Origin of the sequence: Chroococcidiopsis sp. CCNUC1 (assembly GCF_023546805.1) — a bacterium.
Lineage (GTDB): Bacteria > Cyanobacteriota > Cyanobacteriia > Cyanobacteriales > Chroococcidiopsidaceae > Chroococcidiopsis > Chroococcidiopsis thermalis.
Window position 1 is genome coordinate 1,771,506 of record NZ_CP097480.1, and the last position, 18,089, is coordinate 1,789,594.

The window sequence follows — 18,089 nt, forward strand, 5'->3', positions numbered from 1 at the left end:
ATATTAAATTCATCGCGTTTGCGCGATCTCCGGTGAAACATCTACCCTAAGACTGATGATTTCTTTTTGAAGTTGGTTACAAATGCTACATAGCATGAAAAAGATGAAATGTCAATTAGTCATCGGTAGTTGGTAGTTGGTAATTGCTAAGTCGTAAGTCAGAATAAACTGGTCACTGGTCACTGGTCACTGGTCACTGGTCACTGGTCACTGGTCACTGGTCACTGGTTACTGGTCACTGGTTACTGTGTACGCCATTTGCCAGAAATCTTTTTCTAATCTAGCAACATTCAAAAAAGCTGCTGTGGCTTGTTGCTGCACCTCCTCTGAGGCGTTACTCAAAGCTGCATCTGCTTGCTGTTCTAGGAAGTCTACGTAAGTCGTAAAATCGGGATTGCCCCAGCGATCGGCAAATTCAGTGTAGGGTGGGGGCATGGCTCCAGGTAATTGCCAGCCTTGATTGTATGCTAGTTCGATCGCCCAAAGTGCCGTAGCTTGTACGGCATAGGGCGTTGCAGATAAGCTTTGCATATAGTCGCAATACTCAATGCAGGTAGGCTGTTTATCAGTATTGAGTTGCAGTTGGCGTTCGGCGGCTTTGGTTTGAAACCAGTTGAGTTCGTCTTTAAGGGCGCTCAATCCAGCCAAAAGAATATCGAAGTTGTGCGGGGGTGCGATCGCCAAAATTCTCGCGAGAAAACGGGTAAAATCTATCACAAATAAATAGTCTTGTACCAACCAAGTATTAAACTGTTGCGGTTGAATTGTTCCCTGTTGGCATTCTTGCAGGAAAGGATGGATCGTAGCTTCTTGCCACGCTTGAGGATGCTTTTGTAGTAATTGTTGACAAGTTAAGCCCATAAATGGAAGCGTTGCAGAAAACTTGAATTTGTATTCTCTTTTTCCAATTTTAATGGTTAATCATCCAAGGGCGACTGCCAGTATGACTTCTCAGGTGGGGTTGTTCGGGTTCGCGATCGCGTTTGACTAATTTTGGCTCTGGATTTTCCTGTTTCAGTCGCATCGAACCAGACAACAACATCGGTGGTGCAAACACTTTTTTGGCAGGTTCTTCACAAGTTGGGCAATGAGCAGGATTGTTACATTCTGCCAGCGATCGCCATTCATCAAATACACCACAATCATCGCAACGAAATTCGTATAAAGGCATAGTCAGTTATCAGTTATCAGTTGTTGTAGGGGCGGGTTTACCAAAGATTTCTAATTCTAACAAATATGGCTGGTGAACCCGCCCGTTCGGGCATCGGGAAATAAAGGAAGATCGATCGTGTTGATTGATTGATGGTTACAAATGACCAATTACCAATTACCCTTTAAACAGGCAAAATATTCTTGTCAAAAATCTCCGTCGGAATTGCTAGCGTACAACAAGCATTGGGAATATCAACGATACCGCTGACTCGTCCTTCTACGGGCGCACAACTGAGCAATAAATAAGCTTGTTCGCCTGTAAAACCGAATTTCTTCAGATATTCGATCGCATTTAAGCAAGCACGACGGTAGGCAATATGCACGTCCATAAAGTATTGCTTACCTGTATATTCGTCTACGGAAATCCCTTCAAATACGAGATATTCTGAATAACGAGGCTCTACGGGACCTGGCTTGAAAATTGGGTTGACCATGCCGTATTTTTCTACGCCACCTTTGATGATGTCTACATGCAAGTCAATATAACCAGACATCTCAATCGCACCGCAAAATGAGATTTCCCCATCTCCTTGGGAGAAGTGAATATCTCCCATCGATAGCTTTGCACCTTCCACGTAAACGGGGAAATAAATCCGCGTTCCTTTGGAGAGGTTTTTGATATCGCAGTTACCACCGTGTTCGCGAGGAGGGACGGTACGCGCACCTTCAGCCGCAATGCGATCGAAGTCTGCTGGTGCGACTTGACCCAAAATCGCATTTTTTGGATTCGGTAGAGCCGCATAAACTGGCATATTCGCCGCTAATCCCGCTCCATAAGTCCGTAAATCGGGAGCTGTTGAAACTAACTCTGCTTCCCGCTTATTCCATGTTGCCAGTAAGTCGTGTGAGGGAGCGCAACCAATCAAACCAGGGTGAGTGATGCCAGCAAAACGCACGCCTGGGATGTGACGAGAACTGGTATATATGCCCTCCAGATCCCAAATTGCCTTAGCATGATTGGGGTAGTGGTCGGTCAGAAAGCCACCACCGTTGTCTTTGGCAAAAATACCCGTAAAGCCCCACTCATCGCCCTGCAAAGCGCCAATATCGAGCAAATCGACAACCAAGATGTCTCCTGGTTGAGCGCCGTTGACCCAGATGGGACCGCTCAATACGTGGACGACCGTTAAATCGACATCGCGGATATCGTCAGGATTATCGTTATTTTTAATCTGTCCGTCCGTCCAATCTTTACACTCAATGCGGAAGACATCACCTGGATTCACCGAAACCACGGCAGGAATATCAGGATGCCAGCGGTTGTGTCCAGGGAGTTCCTGTCGATCCATTGGCTTAGTTAGATCGACTTTGAAAAGCGTTTTCGGCATTCAAATCCTCCTAAAGCTACGCGGACATAGCGCATCATAAGGATTAGAACGCAAGAGAGTTTGTATCAAAAATAACCAACAATTGTCAAAAATAATCAACGTTACACAACACCAAATCTCTTGGAGTCAAAATTGTGTTTTATTTAACAAAAAATGAAGAAAAAAATTTAACAATTGAGAAGGATCGATATTTATCTGTAGAACGAATCGCGATCGCCATTGCTAGGTTGAATTGAACGAACAATCCAACCCAGCAGTCGTCCTCTCGATGGTGGCACGAGCAGGTTAATTCTATGAAAAACTAACCCAGAACGACACAAGCCTTTACTCTACTTCTTTGCCAGCAATTCCAGGAACTCAGAGGTTGTTTGCAACTCCTCTAAGACCACATCTTTCGGCATCAGAGATAAAACACTACTCTTAACACCCGACGTACACAGAGGATTTACATAACAAGCTCCCTGACGACAGAATGCCACCACACCACCGTTATGAGCCTCAAAGACGATCGCACTTCCAGATTCTCGCTTCGTAATAGACATCCTAGCAGCCCCCTCTGCATAAATGCAGATATAAAATTGGTAAACTTTAACGATTGGCAGTTGGTGATGCTACGCAATTGAACGCTGGAAATATCTGTATTCAATCTGTACTCAAAATGACAAAATAGTCGCCCGTTCTCCTCTTTCTTTAGACAGATTAGTCATAAGTGGTAATAGGCAATTGGTAATAGGTGGTTGACAGTAGAGAGTGACTAGTGGGTGGTGGCTAGTGGAACCAGCAGTAAATAGGGTGTGGGGTGTGGGGTGTGGTGAGTAGTGCGCGATCGTTCTCCCCCAACTCCGCGACTCTCTCTTCTCCCCCTTGTCTCCCTTGTCCCCTTGTCTTCCTTGTCCCCCTTGTCCCCCTTGTCCCCTTGTCCCCTTGTCTCCCTTGTCCCCTTGTCTTCCTTGTCCCCCTTGTCTTCCTTGTCCCCCTTGTCCCCCTTGTCTCCCTTGTCCCCCTTGTCTTCCTTGTCCCCCTTGTCTCCCTTGTCTCCCTTGTCTCCCCTGCTCCCTGCTCCCTGATAACTGTAAGCTAGTCATAGCGATCGCGAGGATGAATTATGGATGTCAGAGCAGCTGTTGCCTACGAACCTGGAAAACCTTTGCAATTGGAGACGGTACAACTACAAGGACCAAAAGCAGGGGAAGTTTTAGTAGAAATCAAAGCGACTGGAGTTTGCCATACCGATGCCTATACCCTTTCTGGTAAAGATCCAGAAGGCTTATTTCCGGCAATTTTAGGGCATGAAGGGGCTGGGGTTGTCGTGGAAGTAGGGGAAGGGGTAAAGAGCGTTAAAGCGGGCGATCGCGTCATTCCTCTTTACACTCCCGAATGCCGTCAGTGTGAATATTGTCTCAGTCGTAAAACAAATCTCTGTCAAGCCATTCGCCTCACTCAAGGCAAGGGGTTGATGCCCGATGGTACGAGTCGGTTTTCCTTAAATAGCACTAAGCTCCACCACTACATGGGAACATCCACTTTTGCTAACTATACAGTACTACCAGAAATTGCTGTTGCCAAGATCCGTGAAGATGCACCTTTTGACAAAGTTTGTTACATCGGTTGTGGTGTAACTACGGGTATTGGTGCAGTTGTTTATACGGCAAAAGTCGAACCAGGCTCCAAGGTTGTCGTTTTTGGTTTGGGGGGGATCGGTTTAAACGTCATCCAAGGGGCGCGAATGGTAGGCGCAGAGATGATTGTTGGTGTAGATGTTAATCCTAGTAAACGGGCGATCGCCGAAAAGTTTGGCATGACGCATTTTGTCAATCCAAAAGAAGTGGAAGGCGATTTAGTTCCTTATTTAGTAGAGTTAACTAAAGGTGGAGCTGACTACAGTTTTGAATGTATTGGCAATGTAAATGTCATGCGTCAAGCATTAGAATGCTGCCATAAAGGTTGGGGTGAAAGTATTATTATTGGCGTTGCTGCTGCGGGTGAAGAAATTCGCACTCGTCCATTTCAATTAGTAACAGGAAGAGTTTGGAAAGGTTCGGCTTTTGGCGGTGCGAGAGGGCGCACAGACGTACCGAAAATTGTCGATTGGTACATGGAAGGCAAAATTAATATTGATGATTTAATCACTCACACAATGCCAATCGAAAAGATTAACGATGCCTTCGATTTGATGCACAAAGGAGAATCAATTCGTACCGTGCTGACGTTTTAGTTGAGGGTAGAGCGGGTTCGCTCAAAATTTTCCTACAAATCTCTTAGTAAACCTGCCCTTTTAACAGTGCAAACTGCAAATTTGCAAATATCTTTCGTGTAAATATCGAGGATAATAGTAAAAGATAAACACTTTTTCTAAAGCCGCGATCGCTATAAGTATAATGACGGGCAGCAACGAACGACTAACTCAAATTGAATCATTGTTGCAACAGTTTGTTGCTGCCAGCACTCAATCAAAAGCCGAAAGCGACGAACGGATGCGAAGAATCGAGCAACGCTTGGAACAGTCAGCCACCGAAAGCGACGAACGGATGCGAAGAATCGAGCAATCAGCCATCGAAAGTAATGCTCGCTTGACACGGATCGAGCAGATTGTAGAATCAAACAATCGCTTTTTGGAGTCTTTCAGTCGAGATTTGAGGCAGTATACCGAAACCATGCATAATTTAGCGACTCGCATGGACGGGATAATTGCTTCGGCAAACCAAGACAGACAAGAAACCAATTCTCGGTTGTCTGCAATCCAAAGACAGACAGGAACAATTGCTAAACATTTAGGAGTAGAGGGCAGCGATCGTGCTTAACGATAATTAATTATCATAGACAGGGTGTGATGTAACAAAATCTAAAGTAGTGGAAACAGATGTCATTGTCATCGGTAGCGGTATTGGTGGTTTGAGCTGTGCGGCAATTTTGGCACGGTATGGATTTGATGTTGTTGTCTGCGAAAGCTACTCAACTCCTGGGGGTGCGGCGCACGGTTTTGAACGCAACGGTTTTAAATTTGATTCTGGACCTTCCCTCTACTCCGGTTTATCTTACAGCCCTTCACCCAATCCACTGCGACAAGTTTTAGATGCAATTGGCGAAGATTTACCTTGTGTCAATTACGATACTTGGGGGTGCTGTTTGCCCGAAGGTGATTTCGATACGACGGTAGGTGCAGACCAATTTTGTGATGTGTTGGCAAGGTTGCGAGGAGATAAGGCTGTAGCCGAGTGGCGCGAACTTCAACGAGTCATAGAACCTTTAGCCAAAGCTGCTACGGCAATTCCTCCCACGGCTTTACGTTTCGATTTAGGTGCAGTCATTTCTTTAGGGCAATATCTGCCTGCGATGCTACCTCATGTTGGTAGTACTTTTAAACTGACGGGGGCATTCAGTCAGATTATGGATGGTGTCGTCACCGATCCGTTTGTGCGTAACTGGTTGGATCTGTTGTGTTTTCTCCTCTCTGGGCTACCAGCAAGCGGCACGAGTGCGGCAGAAATGGCATTTATGTTTGCCGACTGGTACAAACCTGGAGTGATGTTAGATTACCCTCTAGGTGGTAGTGGGGCATTAGTTGATGCCTTAGTACGGGGATTAGAAAAACATGGGGGTAAATTGATGCTAAATGCCCATGTTGAGGAAATTTTAGTAGCGGGACGCGCTCAAGGTGTTCGATTGCGTGGTAGTGAAGAATTACACGCAAGACGAGCCGTCGTCTCGAATGCTTCTATCTGGGACACGCTGAAATTACTTCCCCAGAATGCCATCCCCAAATCTTTGCAAGCAAGACAGGCAACTCCAGAGTGTGACAGTTTCATGCACCTACATTTGGGAATTGATGCCACACATATTCGGGCAGATTTGGCATGTCACTATATTGTGGTAAACGATTGGGAAAGGGGAGTCACAGCACCGCAAAATGTCGTATTGGTATCGATTCCATCAGTTTTAGATCCGTCCCTAGCACCACCAGGAAAGCACGTTATTCATGCTTATACTCCTGGTAGCGAACCTTACAGTATATGGCAGGGAATGGATCGCAAAAGTGAAGAGTATGCCCGTCAAAAACAAGCACGCGCAGAAGTCATGTGGCAAGCTTTGAGACGGATTATTCCTGATATCGACAACCGCTGTGAAGTAACTTTGGTAGGTACGCCCCTAACTCACGCTCGTTACTTACGCCGTCATCGAGGTTCCTACGGTCCCGCCATTGCTGCGGGGAAAGGTTTGTTTCCTGGCGCAACTACACCGATTCCAGGGTTGTTGTGTTGTGGTGATTCTACCTTCCCTGGTATCGGTTTACCCGCCGTCGCCGCCAGTGGTGCGATCGCGGCAAATACCCTTGCCCCATTATCTCAGCATTTGCAGTTATTGCGGAAATTAAGGGAGTAGGGAGTAGGGAGTAGGGAGAATTACTTTTGACTTTTAGCTTTTGACTTTTAGCTTCTCCCGAGTCGTGTTTTTACTTATACCAATTTCATATAAAAATTACATGTTGCTGCGCGTAATTACAGTAAACAGTTGAGGTGGCTGCGGGCAAACTAAATGCAACTAAGCTAGCAGCTGCCAAACTTGATGAAAATCTGGGGTTCGAGTACCTCCATCCGCAATCGCTTCGCCTTTGGTATGGGAGCTATGCTGCTGCCGTTGATTTTGCTTGGTTGTGGGACTTTTATCTCGGTAGAAGGAGCGTTGAGTAAATTTGAAAAAAATGAAAACGCAACTTTAGAGGAATTGTTTCCCGTTACCGAGTTAGAATCACTGATTGTCATGGCATCAACTTCTGCTGATGATTATCTCAGCTACGGTACGCCAGATGCTCGCGATCGCTTTCTGCGCATAAGTGGTGAAATAGATAAAGCTTTTGTGACAATTCTGAATACCTCAAACGATACGCCAGAAAAAACAGCTTTGTTGTTCGTAGCTCAAAAAGCATGGCAACAAGCTAAAATCAGCAGCCAGGCGATTTTTACGAATTCCCATCTAGCTAGAACTAAGTTTACTGCCCAAGAAAAGAAGCTTTTGGACGTACAGCTCGAACAGGCTACAGAAGCTCTAGATCGATTGCAAGAACTCCTGACTCATTTGCAAATATCTGATAACGTCGCTCAAGCGCGAAACACCAAACTTTGGGTAAAGGCGATTGTAGTTGTTGTGTTTGGCTTGGGATTGGGAGTAGCGGCGATCGCGAGTTTAACTTTAGCTCGTTCTGTATTAATCCCATTGCAGATTTTAGCAGAGGGAGTCAAACACCTAGCTGAGGAAGATCTTTCTTACCGGATTGTCCTAACGAATCAAGATGAATTGGGGCAACTGGCAACGATGTTTAATCAAATGGCAGAAAAACTCGAACAGAGTCAGGCAGCTTTGCGAAATTTAGCGACTTTGGATGGATTAACCGGAGTTTTTAACCGTCGCGAGTTCAACCAAAAACTGAAAACAGAGATCGAGCGATCGCATCGCTACAGGCATCCTTGCTCTTTAATTATGTTAGATATCGACTATTTCAAAAAGCTGAACGATACCCACGGACACCAGGGGGGAGACAAAGCACTCAAAGTCGTTGCTGAGATCGTCAAACGCGAAATTCGCCCCGTGGACGTAGTGGCGCGTTATGGCGGCGAAGAGTTTGCCGTGATTCTACCAGAAACGCTCAACGATAGTGCGGCGATTGTCGCAGAACGATTGCGTCATGCTGTGGCTGTTGAAGCGATCGCTATTTCTCTCGAACTCTCGATTCATGTCACTGTCAGCGTCGGTCATGCAACTTTTCCAATAGATGCAATTTTAGAGGAAAAATTACTCGGTGCTGCTGACAAAGCCTTATATGCTGCTAAACATTCCGGTCGTAACCGAGTCGTGAGTTACAATAGCTTGCAGCAAACAGTAGAACAAGCCGGATGAAAACTTACCTGCATCTTCTACCCAAGACTGAGAAAATGGTAGTAAATGATGCTTCGATTTAAATCCACCTGTGAACCTTCCTACCAATTTGCCAGCAGCTACCGAATCTCGTAAAGCAGATCACCTGCGAATTTGCATCGAACAAGATGTCCAGTGCCAGTCTGTGACAAATGGATTGGAACGCTATCGCTTTACTCATACCTGTTTACCCGAACTAAATCGCGGTGACATTGACTTAACCACTACCTTTCTAGGTAAGAAGCTAGGCGCACCCCTACTCATTTCTTCCATGACTGGGGGTACAGAGCAAGCAGGCATCATCAATCGACGCTTAGCTGAGGTTGCCCAACACTATAAAATCGCGATGGGCGTAGGTTCTCAACGGGTGGCAGTGGAAAAACCGCAAGTTGCCGATACATTCGCCGTGCGATCGCTCGCTCCCGATATTCCCTTATTCGCTAACTTGGGTGCGGTGCAACTCAACTACGAATATGGCTTAGAACAATGCTTGCGGGTAGTAGACATCCTCGAAGCCGATGCCTTGATTTTGCATCTCAATCCCCTACAAGAGTGCATTCAACCCAGAGGTGATGTCAACTTCTGCGGTTTACTTGACAAAATCGAAAAACTGTGTGTAAAGCTACCCGTTCCGACGATCGCGAAAGAAGTCGGTAATGGAATTTCAGGGGAGATGGCGCAAAAACTTATCAATGCTGGAATTGCAGCGATTGACGTAGCGGGTGCAGGTGGTACGTCCTGGGCAAAAGTAGAAAGCGAACGGGCAGAAACAGCCATGCAACGCCGCCTCGGACTCACCTTTGCTGACTGGGGTATTCCCACGGCAGAATGCATTATCAACGTGCGGCAGGCTGCCCCCAATATTCCTCTGATTGCCTCTGGCGGGTTGAGACACGGCTTAGAAGTTGCCAAAGCGATCGCCCTGGGAGCAGATCTTGCAGGTCTTGCCATGCCGTTTTTACGAGCAGCTGCCGAATCAGAACCGACCCTACACGCTCTTGCAGAAGTCCTAATTGCCGAAATTACCACCGTCCTCTTTTGTACTGGTAACGCTAACTTACAACAGCTCAAACAATCTCAAACTTTGCAGCGCGTAGCATAAATGATAGTTGTGGGAAAAATTAAATCAGTTGTCAGTTATTAAGTGACTAGTGGAACCAGTGGCTGGTGGCTAGAATGCTCCCTCTGCTCCTCTACTTCCTTGTCCCCCTTGTCTCCCTTGTCCCCCTTGTTTCCACTGTCTCCCTTGTTCCCTTCCCTACTCCCTACTCCCTAGTTAAATGCGTAACTTCCTCAAACAAACTTTTGCTAGTGCCATTGGAACCTTGCTCGGACTGCTACTATTTTTTGGTCTGAGTATATCTGGAATGCTTGTCATATTGGTGGCATTGGCTGCTCAAGATAACGAACCGCAAGTTAAGGATAGATCGGTCTTAGTTTACGATCTATCTCTCAATATCACCGATGCCCCGCGTAACTCCAGTACCAGCGCTTTGATTCAAAATGCTCTTTCAGGAGAAAGTAACCGCACGATCGCCCTGCGGACGGTGCTAGATACCCTGGAAAAGGCAAGGCGCGACCCTAAAATTATTGGGATTTATCTCGATGGCAGCAATGGTGCAGAGGATGGCAGCAGTGGCTACGCCAAATTGAAAGAGGTGCGGGGAGCTTTGGAAAAGTTCCGTGCTGCTGGCAAAAAAATTATTGCTTACAGCTCAAGTTGGGGAGAGAAAGAATATTATCTCAGTTCCGTGGCGGATACCATAGTGCTGAACCCCCTTGGCGCAATGGAGATTAATGGTTTGGGTGCTTCAACTCCATTCTTAACGGGGGCATTAGAGAAATTTGGTGTTGGGGTGCAAGTGATTCGGGTAGGTAAGTTTAAAGCTGCCGTAGAACCATTAATTCGTCAAAATCTCAGTCCAGAAAATCGGCAACAGACACAGAAATTATTAAATGATGTGTGGGGAGAGTGGCGCACAGCAGTCGGTCAAAGCCGGAAAATTAGCCCTAACCAGTTACAAGCGATCGCAGACGGTCAAGGTTTCTTGCTGGCAGAAACAGCCCAAAAACAAGGATTAGTAGACAAAGTAGACTATTTCGATCGCGTTTTGGCGCAGTTAAAGCAGCTAACTGGTGAGGAAAAAGAAAATAAAACCTTCCGCCAAATTAGCTTGAGTGCATATGCTGGGGTTTCTGGTAAGGCTTTGGGCGTAGAACGGAACTCAGAGAATAAAGTGGCGATCGTCTACGCTGAAGGTGATATTGTGGACGGTCAAGGAGAGGCGGGACAAGTAGGAGGCGATCGCTTTGCCCGGATCTTCCGCCAATTGCGACAGAATCCCAATGTCAAAGCTGTTGTCTTACGGGTAAATAGTCCTGGTGGAAGTGCCACAGCTTCAGAAATCATTCAACGCGAGATCCGCCTGACGCGGGAATCCAAAAAACCAGTCGTTGTCTCTATGGGCGATGTTGCAGCTTCCGGCGGTTACTGGATTGTCACCGATGCCAATCGGATTTTTGCCGAACCCAACACAATTACAGGTTCTATCGGCGTATTTGGACTGCTGCCAAATTTCCAAAAGTTGGCAAATAACAATGGTATTACCTGGGATGTGGTGAAAACTGGAAAATATGCCGACAGTCAAACTGTTTCTCGCCCTAAATCTCCCGCAGAATTAGCAGTCTATCAACGCGCGGTCGATCGCATCTACAGTACATTCTTATCAAAAGTTGTTGAGGGACGGGATTTACCGCAACAGAAAGTCGAGGAAATTGCCCAAGGTCGAGTTTGGTCGGGTGTCAGTGCCAAACAAATTGGGTTAGTCGATGAAATTGGTGGGTTAGACGCAGCAATTGACTACGCCACGAAGCAAGCCAAGTTAGGCGATGACTGGGAAGTAGCAGAATATCCCGAAAGTCGTTCTTTAGAAGAACGCTTATTTGGGCAAGTCTCTGATGGAGTCAGAACCGCCTTGGGTAACAATACTGCTGCAAACCAACTCGCACTACCAGCCCCAATCGCATCTGAAGTTGCTAAAATGCGCGACGAGCTAGCAATTCTGCAAGTCATGAACGATCCTTTAGGAGTTTATGCCCGTTTGCCATTCAATCTGACGATTGAATGATTGGTCATTGGTCATTGCTCATTTGTATTTATTCTCCCTTGTCTTCCTTGTCCCCCTTGTCCCCCTTGTCTTCCTTGTCCCCCTTGTCCCCCTTGTCCCCCTTGTCCCCCTTGTCCCCCTTGTCCCCCTTGTCTCCCTTGTCCCCTTGTCCCCCTTGTCCCCTTGTCCCCTTGTCCCCCTTGTCCCCTTGTCCCCCTTGTCCCCTTGTCCCCCTTATCCCGACTCCCGACTCCCAACTCCCGAATTAACGGCACAATGAGAAAAGTGACTTGAGGTTAAAGCATGAATTTTGGTGGACTGATTTCCGCAGCACCAGTATTTGACGCGATCGCCTGGTTCGATCCGATTCGCATCGGTAGCACTTCTTTACTTGCCAGTGCTTCAACAGCAGACAATGCTCCCTTCATTTTTGCTGGCATCTTAGCTAGTCTGGTTGTCATTTACCTAGCCAGTACCATTGGCGGGGAAGTTTGCGCGCGGCTGAATTTACCACCAGTTTTAGGGCAACTTATCGGCGGCTTGGTGGTAGGAATCTCGGCTTTACATCTGTTGGTTTTTCCAGAAGGTGGCGGCGACAGTTCTAATTCCCTGTTAATGAGTTTTCTGGAGGCTACGGCAGGATTGAGTGTAGATGGAGTGACGACAACATTTCAGATAGACAGCGAAGTGATCTCCGTTCTATCGGAAATTGGTGTGGTGATTTTACTATTTGAAATTGGGTTAGAGTCCAATTTACAAGAATTATTGCGCGTCGGGACTCAAGCTACAATCGTCGCGATCGTCGGTGTGGTGACACCGTTTCTATTCGGTACTTTAGGCTTAATTACTTTATTTCACATCTCCACCGTACCAGCTATTTTTGCAGGCGCGGCTTTGACGGCAACTAGCATCGGTATTACGGCTAAAGTTTTGGCAGAACTCAACTATCTCAACCGTTCGGAAGGACAAATTATTATCGGGGCAGCGGTGCTAGATGATGTTTTGGGTATTATCGTCCTAGCAGTGGTTGCTAGTCTTGCTAAAACTGGAGAAGTCGAACTGACAAATATTATTTATTTAATCCTCAGTTCGGTCGTGTTTTTAGTAGGAGCAATTTTAATTGGACGCTGGTTAAATCCCTACTTCGTTCAGTTAGTCGATGCACTCAAAACTCGCGGTCAATTATTAATTCCAGCGCTCATTTTCGCTTTTGTCTTGTCCTACATTGCCACTGTCATCAAATTAGAGGCAATTTTAGGAGCTTTTACTGCTGGGTTAGTTTTAGCAGAAACGCAAAAATGTCGCGAATTGAAAAATCAGGTCGTTCCGATCGCAGATATTCTCGTACCGATTTTCTTTGTCGTTGTTAGTGCCAAAACAGACATCGGTGTTTTAAACCCAGCCGTCCCAGCAAATCGGGAAGGGCTGATTATGGCAAGCTTTCTGATTGTCGTGGCAATTTTAGGTAAAGTTGTCACTGGCTTCACCGTCTTCGGGCAAGAAAAAGTCAATCGTTTAGCGATCGGCGTGGGTATGATTCCTAGAGGTGAAGTAGGACTTGTTTTTGCAGGTATTGGTTCTGCTACTGGCGTGTTACCACCTGCCTTAGATGCAGCAATTATTGTCATGGTCATTGTCACCACATTTATCGCCCCACCACTATTACAAATTGTGTTTCAGCGATCGCCAGAACAGAATTTACCGCAACCAGAAGCGATCGCATCATCACCAGAGTCTCGATAAAGAGACGTTACATCAACGTCTCTACATTTCGTCTCAATTAATCGCGTTTCAACAATCCAAACATTGGGGCGAGAATTGCCCCAAATACAAATCCTCCGGCGTGCGCCCAATAAGCGACACCGCCACTTTCCATCCCAATATTGCTAGGAACTTGTAAACTAGCGATACCATATAAAGCTTGTTGAACGAACCACAATCCTAAGAAAAAAATTGCTGGAATTTGCAAGGTAGTCACGAAGAATCCCAAAAATACTAAAGTCAATACCCTTGCTTGGGGATAGCGCAAAATGTACGCACCCATCACGCCTGCGATCGCCCCACTTGCACCCAATGAGGGAATAGTTGAATTTGGTGAGAAAAACCACTGAGATAACGCCGCTAAAACTCCACAAGTAAGATAAAAAATTAAAAATTTTACATGTCCCAAACGGTCTTCTACATTATTCCCAAAAATCCAGAGAAACAGCATATTTCCGGCAATGTGTAAGAAGCCGCCATGCAAAAATTGAGATGAAATTAATGTCATCCATTCTGGTAATTGCTGCGGTGTTGGAATGGGACATCTACCCACTATATTTCCTGACAATTGGCAAGGCACGACGGCAGCTGAATAGAAAAATTCTTGTAATTGTTGTTGGTTCAGGGTTAATTGGTAAAGAAAAATACCAATATTTGCACCGATTAATCCATAGGTAATATAAGGCGTAATTGATGTAGGAACATCGTCGCGCAAAGGGAACACGGCATTTTTCCTTATCGTGAAACTGCTTGTAAAATTTTAGCTTAAGTATTTTTTACCACAACAGAGGAAGTCAAAAGTCAAAAGTCAGAAGTCAAAACTTTTCTCAGAACTCACTTCAAAAAAATTACTCCTAAAGGTGGAGCAAAAATTACACCAAACCACATGTAAGAGAGAGGAGAGTGCATTTTCTTGCTGTATAGAATGATGCTAAATTAGCATGGATTTGGAAAAGATTATGTCAGAAGAAGAAAAAAATACGTCATCAGCTTCCGGCGGCTATCAAACCCCCGTTGAGGAAGACATTCGCAAAACTGGTAATGCGGCTCAAACAGATGCTAAGCCTTCTGCTGTACCAGAATCTGGCAGCAGCGATCAAATGGCTGAAGGTGGTGGCAATCAAGGCACTGAAAAGCGCTAGTATGTATCAGTTATCAGTGTAGAGACGTTACATGTAACGTCTCTACACAGTTGTCAGTTATCAGTTGTTGGTTATGACTTCTGACTCCTGAGTTTTAACTTTTGACTTTTGACGTTTGACTTTTAATTTTTGACTTCTCCCTTGTCTCCCCTGTTCTCTTGTTCCCTTAAAGATGGATACCCTAGAAGGCATTAGTATCGGTATTGCTTTAAGTGCTGCTTGTGGCTTTCGGATTTTTATTCCACCGTTAGTCATGAGTATTGCAGCTGTTTTCGGTCATTTACCCCTGGCTTCAGGTTTTGCTTGGATGGGGACTTATCCGGCACTGATAGCTTTTGCTGTGGCGACGGCGGTGGAAGTGGGGGCTTACTATATTCCCTTGGTAGACCACTTGCTAGATACTATTGCTACCCCAACCGCGATCGCAATTGGTACTGCTATTACCGCTGCTTTTCTACCCGATACCGATCCTTTACTCAAATGGACTTTAGCCGCGATCGCAGGTGGTGGTACAGCTGGTACAATTCAAGGCTTAACGGGAATTGCTCGGATATCTTCTACTGCTTTGACAATTGGACTCGGTAATTCAGTCGTAGCGACAATTGAATCTTTCGGCGCGTTTGTTTTGTCAATCTTGGCGCTCGTATTACCTTTCTTAGCTGTTAGCTTAGCTGTGGTTTTAATTGTCGTTAGCTTGAGTAAAATAATTCAGATCTTGTATAGTAAAAAGCAGGTTGAATAGTTCGCATTTTCTTAAGTTGCGATCGTCTATTTTCTTTCAACTACGTCATAGAAGATCCCCCCATCCCCCCTTTTTAAGGGGGGCGATAAAATTGGATATATGACAATGGCAAATGACTAATGAAGCTCAAAATGGGGGGCGATAAAATCGGATATTTTACAATGACGAATGACGAATGACAAATTTATGACAATTAAAAATATTGCGATCGCCACTGTTTCAAATTTGACAATATAAGCAATCAAACCAGCTATCTATTTTTTCCATCCTAGCTAATGCTAGATCTGCAACCAATTTTTTTACTATGTAGAGACGTTACATGTAACGTCTCTACAGCCAGAACCAGATGGAGAATTAGCATGAAGGTATACGAAATTCAGAATTCCTTCGGTTTAGACTCTCTAAACATTGCAGAACGTCCAGATGCTAGCCCCAGTTACGGACAAGTATTAATCAAAATCCGGGCAGTATCCCTGAATTACCGCGATCTGATGGTGGTTAAAGGACTGTACAATCCCAACATACCTTTACCTCTAATTCCCTTTTCTGATGGCGCGGGAGAAGTTGTAGCAGTCGGGGAAGGAGTGACGCGGGTAAAAGTGGGCGATCGCGTGGCGGGTATTTTCTTCCAAAATTGGATCGCCGGAAAACTAACCGCAGCAAAAACCAACTCCGCTTTAGGTGGAGCCAGAGATGGAATGCTGGCAGAATACGTAGTATTGCACGAAGATGGTTTAGTACACGTTCCAGCGCACCTCACAGACGCAGAAGCATCTGCTTTACCCTGCGCCGCCGTCACTGCTTGGAATGCCCTATTTCACTCCGGTAACCTCAAAGCAGGCGAGACAGTACTCGGACAAGGTACGGGCGGAGTTTCGATTTTTGCCCTTCAGTTTGCCAAAATTGCAGGGGCGCGAGTTATTGCTACCTCCAGCAGCGATGAAAAGTTGGAAAAAGTCAAGCAATTAGGGGCTTCAGAAACAATTAATTACAAACAATCTCCTCAATGGGGCAAAACCGTCAGAGAATTAACTGGTGGTGAGGGTGTCGATCTAGTTGTAGAAGTTGGCGGATCGGGAACTTTAAACGAATCTTTACGGGCTGTACGTATAGGCGGACAAATAAGTTTAATCGGCGTTCTCAGCGGTGGTAGTGGCGAGATTAGCACGGTATCGATGTTAATGAAAAGCGTGTGCGTGCAGGGAATTTATGTTGGTTCGCGAGAGATGTTTGAAGCCATGAATCAAGCAATTACGCTACATCAAATCAAACCAATTGTAGATCGTGTCTTTCCTTTTTCTGAAGCACGAGAAGCTTTGAAATATATGGAAAGCGGCTCTCACTTCGGCAAAATTTGTATCCAATTCTAAATTCCTATACGGGCGGGTTCACCGAAAATCTCTGCTAGTAGTAAAGCCGCTCGCTAAACTCGCCCCTACAATTCCCCAGCTCCCTTCAAAACTAATATGCTTGTCGAACACTTTCAAATGCTTGCCCGCTATAACAGTTTGGCAAATCACAAATTGTATCAAGTTTGTTCTCAGTTAAGCGATACGGAACGCAAGCAAAATCGACCTGCATTTTTTAAGAGCATTCATGGCACGCTCAATCATATTTTAGTAGGCGACCGCATTTGGCTGACAAGATTTGCAGGCAAGCAAATACCATCAACTATGCTCGATGCAATTCTTTACGAAGATTATGAGGAATTGTGGACGGCACGTAGAGTAGAAGATGAGCAGATTGAAACCTTTGTTGCCAATCTAACTGCGGAGTTTTTGCACGGGACGATCGAGTATGTAAACAATGCTGGAAAAACTTGTGCAGATCCAGTCAATTTATTAGTCGCTCACTTTTTCAACCATCAAACTCACCACCGAGGACAGATTCACGACATGGTGACACAGACTACAATTTCACCACCGTCTTTAGATATGCATCGCTTGATTAGACCTTAATCTGTAAGGAGCGATCGAATGGATCTTCAACTAACGGACAAAATCGCCCTAATTAGTGGTTCTACTGCTGGAATCGGCTTGGCGATCGCGACGATTTTAGCTCAAGAGGGGGCAACAGTAGCGATTAATGGCAGAAAACCAGAACGAGTTGGGAGTGCGATGGATAAAATTAGGCAGATTTATCCAGAAGCAAAACTACAAGGTGTCACGGCAGATTTATCTACCGCAGTTGGTGCTGAGTTAACGTTTCAGCAAGTACCAGTCGTAGACATTTTGGTGAATAATCTGGGAATTTATCAAGCCAAGGAATTTGGCGAAATCACAGATGTAGATTGGATGGAAATTATTGAAACTAACGTCATGAGTGGCGTGCGGTTATCGCGGCATTACTTACCGCTGATGCTGCAACAAAACTGGGGACGGATAATTTTTATCTCCAGCGAATCATCTGTGAATATTCCCGCTGAAATGATCCATTATGGCGTAACTAAAACCGCTCAACTTGCCTTGGCGCGCGGAATGGCAGAAACTACAGTTGGTAGTAACGTTACGGTAAATTCTATCCTGGCTGGTCCCACCAAGTCAGAAGGCGTAGAAACTTTCGTGCAAGACATGGCGCAGTCTCAAGATATCGATCCGAGCCAGGTAGAAAAAGAGTTTTTCGAGAAGACTCGCCCTTCTTCCCTAATTAAACGCTTCGCCACGCCGGAGGAAGTTGCGGCTTTAGTTGCTTTCGTAGCCAGTCCCTTAGCGTCTGCTATTAACGGCGCAGCCTTGCGGGTTGAGGGGGAGTGGTGCGATCGATTATTTAAGTAGTAGGGGCGCACAGCCGTGCGCCCCTCTAGATATTGTATAAACCATGTTCGTATGGTTTATACAATTGCGAATTGGAGTGCCATAGGATGTAGGATGTGGTGAATTAAGGAATA

The 18,089-nt window shown here is 45.6% G+C and carries 18 protein-coding genes and 1 pseudogene; 12 read left to right on the forward strand and 7 right to left on the reverse strand.

All coding sequences use genetic code 11. The features are described from left to right. Positions 1–228 precede the first annotated feature (228 nt). The 5 genes from M5J74_RS08305 to M5J74_RS08325 all read right to left on the reverse strand — a co-directional run bounded on the left by M5J74_RS08305 (position 229) and on the right by M5J74_RS08325 (position 3,625). Positions 229–861 (reverse strand): TenA family transcriptional activator, encoded by a 633-nt coding sequence (locus M5J74_RS08305; RefSeq protein WP_015153665.1) that lies wholly within the window; start codon positions 859–861, stop codon positions 229–231. Positions 862–910: 49 nt separating this feature from the next. Further along, a complete protein-coding gene (locus tag M5J74_RS08310) occupies positions 911–1,171 on the reverse strand; it encodes an FmdB family zinc ribbon protein (protein ID WP_015153666.1) in 261 nt (86 codons plus the stop codon). A gap of 163 nt (positions 1,172–1,334) precedes the next feature. Then, positions 1,335–2,540 (reverse strand): formamidase, encoded by a 1,206-nt coding sequence (fmdA, locus tag M5J74_RS08315; RefSeq protein ID WP_015153667.1) that lies wholly within the window; start codon positions 2,538–2,540, stop codon positions 1,335–1,337. Between the two features lie 329 nt (positions 2,541–2,869). Beyond that, positions 2,870–3,082 carry a hypothetical protein gene (locus tag M5J74_RS08320; RefSeq protein ID WP_015153668.1) on the reverse strand — a complete coding sequence of 71 codons (213 nt, stop codon included), beginning with the start codon at positions 3,080–3,082 and terminating at the stop codon, positions 2,870–2,872. A gap of 111 nt (positions 3,083–3,193) precedes the next feature. Then, entirely contained in the window at positions 3,194–3,625 is a 432-nt protein-coding gene (locus M5J74_RS08325; RefSeq protein ID WP_250016270.1) for a hypothetical protein, read from the reverse strand. 20 nt (positions 3,626–3,645) lie between these two features. Here M5J74_RS08325 and M5J74_RS08330 point away from each other — a divergent pair, with 20 nt between their 5' ends. The 6 genes from M5J74_RS08330 to sppA all read left to right on the forward strand — a co-directional run bounded on the left by M5J74_RS08330 (position 3,646) and on the right by sppA (position 11,578). After that, positions 3,646–4,755 carry an S-(hydroxymethyl)glutathione dehydrogenase/class III alcohol dehydrogenase gene (locus M5J74_RS08330; protein WP_250016271.1) on the forward strand — a complete coding sequence of 370 codons (1,110 nt, stop codon included), beginning with the start codon at positions 3,646–3,648 and terminating at the stop codon, positions 4,753–4,755. A 163-nt stretch (positions 4,756–4,918) separates the two neighbouring features. Further along, complete coding sequence (locus M5J74_RS08335; RefSeq protein WP_015153670.1) at positions 4,919–5,341, forward strand: hypothetical protein; 423 nt, start codon at positions 4,919–4,921, stop codon at positions 5,339–5,341. Positions 5,342–5,390: 49 nt separating this feature from the next. After that, entirely contained in the window at positions 5,391–6,920 is a 1,530-nt protein-coding gene (locus tag M5J74_RS08340) for an NAD(P)/FAD-dependent oxidoreductase (RefSeq protein ID WP_250016272.1), read from the forward strand. 183 nt (positions 6,921–7,103) lie between these two features. Then, on the forward strand, positions 7,104–8,432 hold the full coding sequence (locus M5J74_RS08345) for a diguanylate cyclase (protein WP_250016273.1): 1,329 nt from the start codon (positions 7,104–7,106) through the stop codon (positions 8,430–8,432). 70 nt (positions 8,433–8,502) lie between these two features. Continuing rightward, positions 8,503–9,552: a type 2 isopentenyl-diphosphate Delta-isomerase gene (gene fni, locus M5J74_RS08350; RefSeq protein ID WP_250016274.1), complete on the forward strand. Its 1,050-nt coding sequence runs from the start codon at positions 8,503–8,505 to the stop codon at positions 9,550–9,552. A gap of 178 nt (positions 9,553–9,730) precedes the next feature. After that, positions 9,731–11,578: a signal peptide peptidase SppA gene (sppA, locus tag M5J74_RS08355; RefSeq protein ID WP_250016275.1), complete on the forward strand. Its 1,848-nt coding sequence runs from the start codon at positions 9,731–9,733 to the stop codon at positions 11,576–11,578. Positions 11,579–11,589: 11 nt separating this feature from the next. Here sppA and M5J74_RS08360 read toward each other — a convergent pair whose 3' ends face one another. Next, entirely contained in the window at positions 11,590–11,832 is a 243-nt protein-coding gene (locus M5J74_RS08360) for a hypothetical protein (RefSeq protein WP_250016276.1), read from the reverse strand. A 28-nt stretch (positions 11,833–11,860) separates the two neighbouring features. On the opposite strand from M5J74_RS08360, the gene M5J74_RS08365 reads away from it, so the two are divergent. Further along, positions 11,861–13,300, forward strand: coding sequence for a cation:proton antiporter (locus tag M5J74_RS08365; protein ID WP_015153675.1), 1,440 nt, complete (start codon positions 11,861–11,863; stop codon positions 13,298–13,300). A gap of 37 nt (positions 13,301–13,337) precedes the next feature. Here M5J74_RS08365 and M5J74_RS08370 read toward each other — a convergent pair whose 3' ends face one another. Beyond that, positions 13,338–14,042 carry a rhomboid family intramembrane serine protease gene (locus M5J74_RS08370; protein ID WP_015153676.1) on the reverse strand — a complete coding sequence of 235 codons (705 nt, stop codon included), beginning with the start codon at positions 14,040–14,042 and terminating at the stop codon, positions 13,338–13,340. A 235-nt stretch (positions 14,043–14,277) separates the two neighbouring features. Here M5J74_RS08370 and M5J74_RS08375 point away from each other — a divergent pair, with 235 nt between their 5' ends. The 5 genes and pseudogenes from M5J74_RS08375 to M5J74_RS08395 all read left to right on the forward strand — a co-directional run bounded on the left by M5J74_RS08375 (position 14,278) and on the right by M5J74_RS08395 (position 17,972). Continuing rightward, positions 14,278–14,460 carry a hypothetical protein gene (locus M5J74_RS08375; protein WP_041462922.1) on the forward strand — a complete coding sequence of 61 codons (183 nt, stop codon included), beginning with the start codon at positions 14,278–14,280 and terminating at the stop codon, positions 14,458–14,460. A 172-nt stretch (positions 14,461–14,632) separates the two neighbouring features. After that, complete coding sequence (locus M5J74_RS08380) at positions 14,633–15,202, forward strand: DUF4126 domain-containing protein (protein ID WP_106168858.1); 570 nt, start codon at positions 14,633–14,635, stop codon at positions 15,200–15,202. A gap of 359 nt (positions 15,203–15,561) precedes the next feature. After that, entirely contained in the window at positions 15,562–16,572 is a 1,011-nt protein-coding gene (locus M5J74_RS08385) for an NAD(P)-dependent alcohol dehydrogenase (RefSeq protein ID WP_250016277.1), read from the forward strand. Positions 16,573–16,668: 96 nt separating this feature from the next. Beyond that, the gene (locus M5J74_RS08390) at positions 16,669–17,160 is read left to right on the forward strand and encodes a DinB family protein (RefSeq protein ID WP_015153680.1); all 492 of its coding nucleotides are present in this window, start codon (positions 16,669–16,671) and stop codon (positions 17,158–17,160) included. 18 nt (positions 17,161–17,178) lie between these two features. Further along, a pseudogene (locus tag M5J74_RS08395) lies at positions 17,179–17,972 on the forward strand (SDR family NAD(P)-dependent oxidoreductase). Positions 17,973–18,089 lie beyond the last annotated feature (117 nt).

What these genes read in the sequence shown, in the direction of transcription:
- M5J74_RS08305 (WP_015153665.1), bottom strand. Translation starts at nt 861, where the DNA reads ATGGGCTTAACTTGTCAACAATTACTACAAAAGCATCCTCAAGCGTGG.
- M5J74_RS08310 (WP_015153666.1), bottom strand. Translation starts at nt 1,171, where the DNA reads ATGCCTTTATACGAATTTCGTTGCGATGATTGTGGTGTATTTGATGAA.
- fmdA (WP_015153667.1), bottom strand. Translation starts at nt 2,540, where the DNA reads ATGCCGAAAACGCTTTTCAAAGTCGATCTAACTAAGCCAATGGATCGA.
- M5J74_RS08320 (WP_015153668.1), bottom strand. Translation starts at nt 3,082, where the DNA reads ATGTCTATTACGAAGCGAGAATCTGGAAGTGCGATCGTCTTTGAGGCT.
- M5J74_RS08325 (WP_250016270.1), bottom strand. Translation starts at nt 3,625, where the DNA reads ATGACTAGCTTACAGTTATCAGGGAGCAGGGAGCAGGGGAGACAAGGG.
- M5J74_RS08330 (WP_250016271.1), top strand. Translation starts at nt 3,646, where the DNA reads ATGGATGTCAGAGCAGCTGTTGCCTACGAACCTGGAAAACCTTTGCAA.
- M5J74_RS08335 (WP_015153670.1), top strand. Translation starts at nt 4,919, where the DNA reads ATGACGGGCAGCAACGAACGACTAACTCAAATTGAATCATTGTTGCAA.
- M5J74_RS08345 (WP_250016273.1), top strand. Translation starts at nt 7,104, where the DNA reads ATGAAAATCTGGGGTTCGAGTACCTCCATCCGCAATCGCTTCGCCTTT.
- sppA (WP_250016275.1), top strand. Translation starts at nt 9,731, where the DNA reads ATGCGTAACTTCCTCAAACAAACTTTTGCTAGTGCCATTGGAACCTTG.
- M5J74_RS08365 (WP_015153675.1), top strand. Translation starts at nt 11,861, where the DNA reads ATGAATTTTGGTGGACTGATTTCCGCAGCACCAGTATTTGACGCGATC.
- M5J74_RS08375 (WP_041462922.1), top strand. Translation starts at nt 14,278, where the DNA reads ATGTCAGAAGAAGAAAAAAATACGTCATCAGCTTCCGGCGGCTATCAA.
- M5J74_RS08380 (WP_106168858.1), top strand. Translation starts at nt 14,633, where the DNA reads ATGGATACCCTAGAAGGCATTAGTATCGGTATTGCTTTAAGTGCTGCT.
- M5J74_RS08385 (WP_250016277.1), top strand. Translation starts at nt 15,562, where the DNA reads ATGAAGGTATACGAAATTCAGAATTCCTTCGGTTTAGACTCTCTAAAC.
- M5J74_RS08390 (WP_015153680.1), top strand. Translation starts at nt 16,669, where the DNA reads ATGCTTGTCGAACACTTTCAAATGCTTGCCCGCTATAACAGTTTGGCA.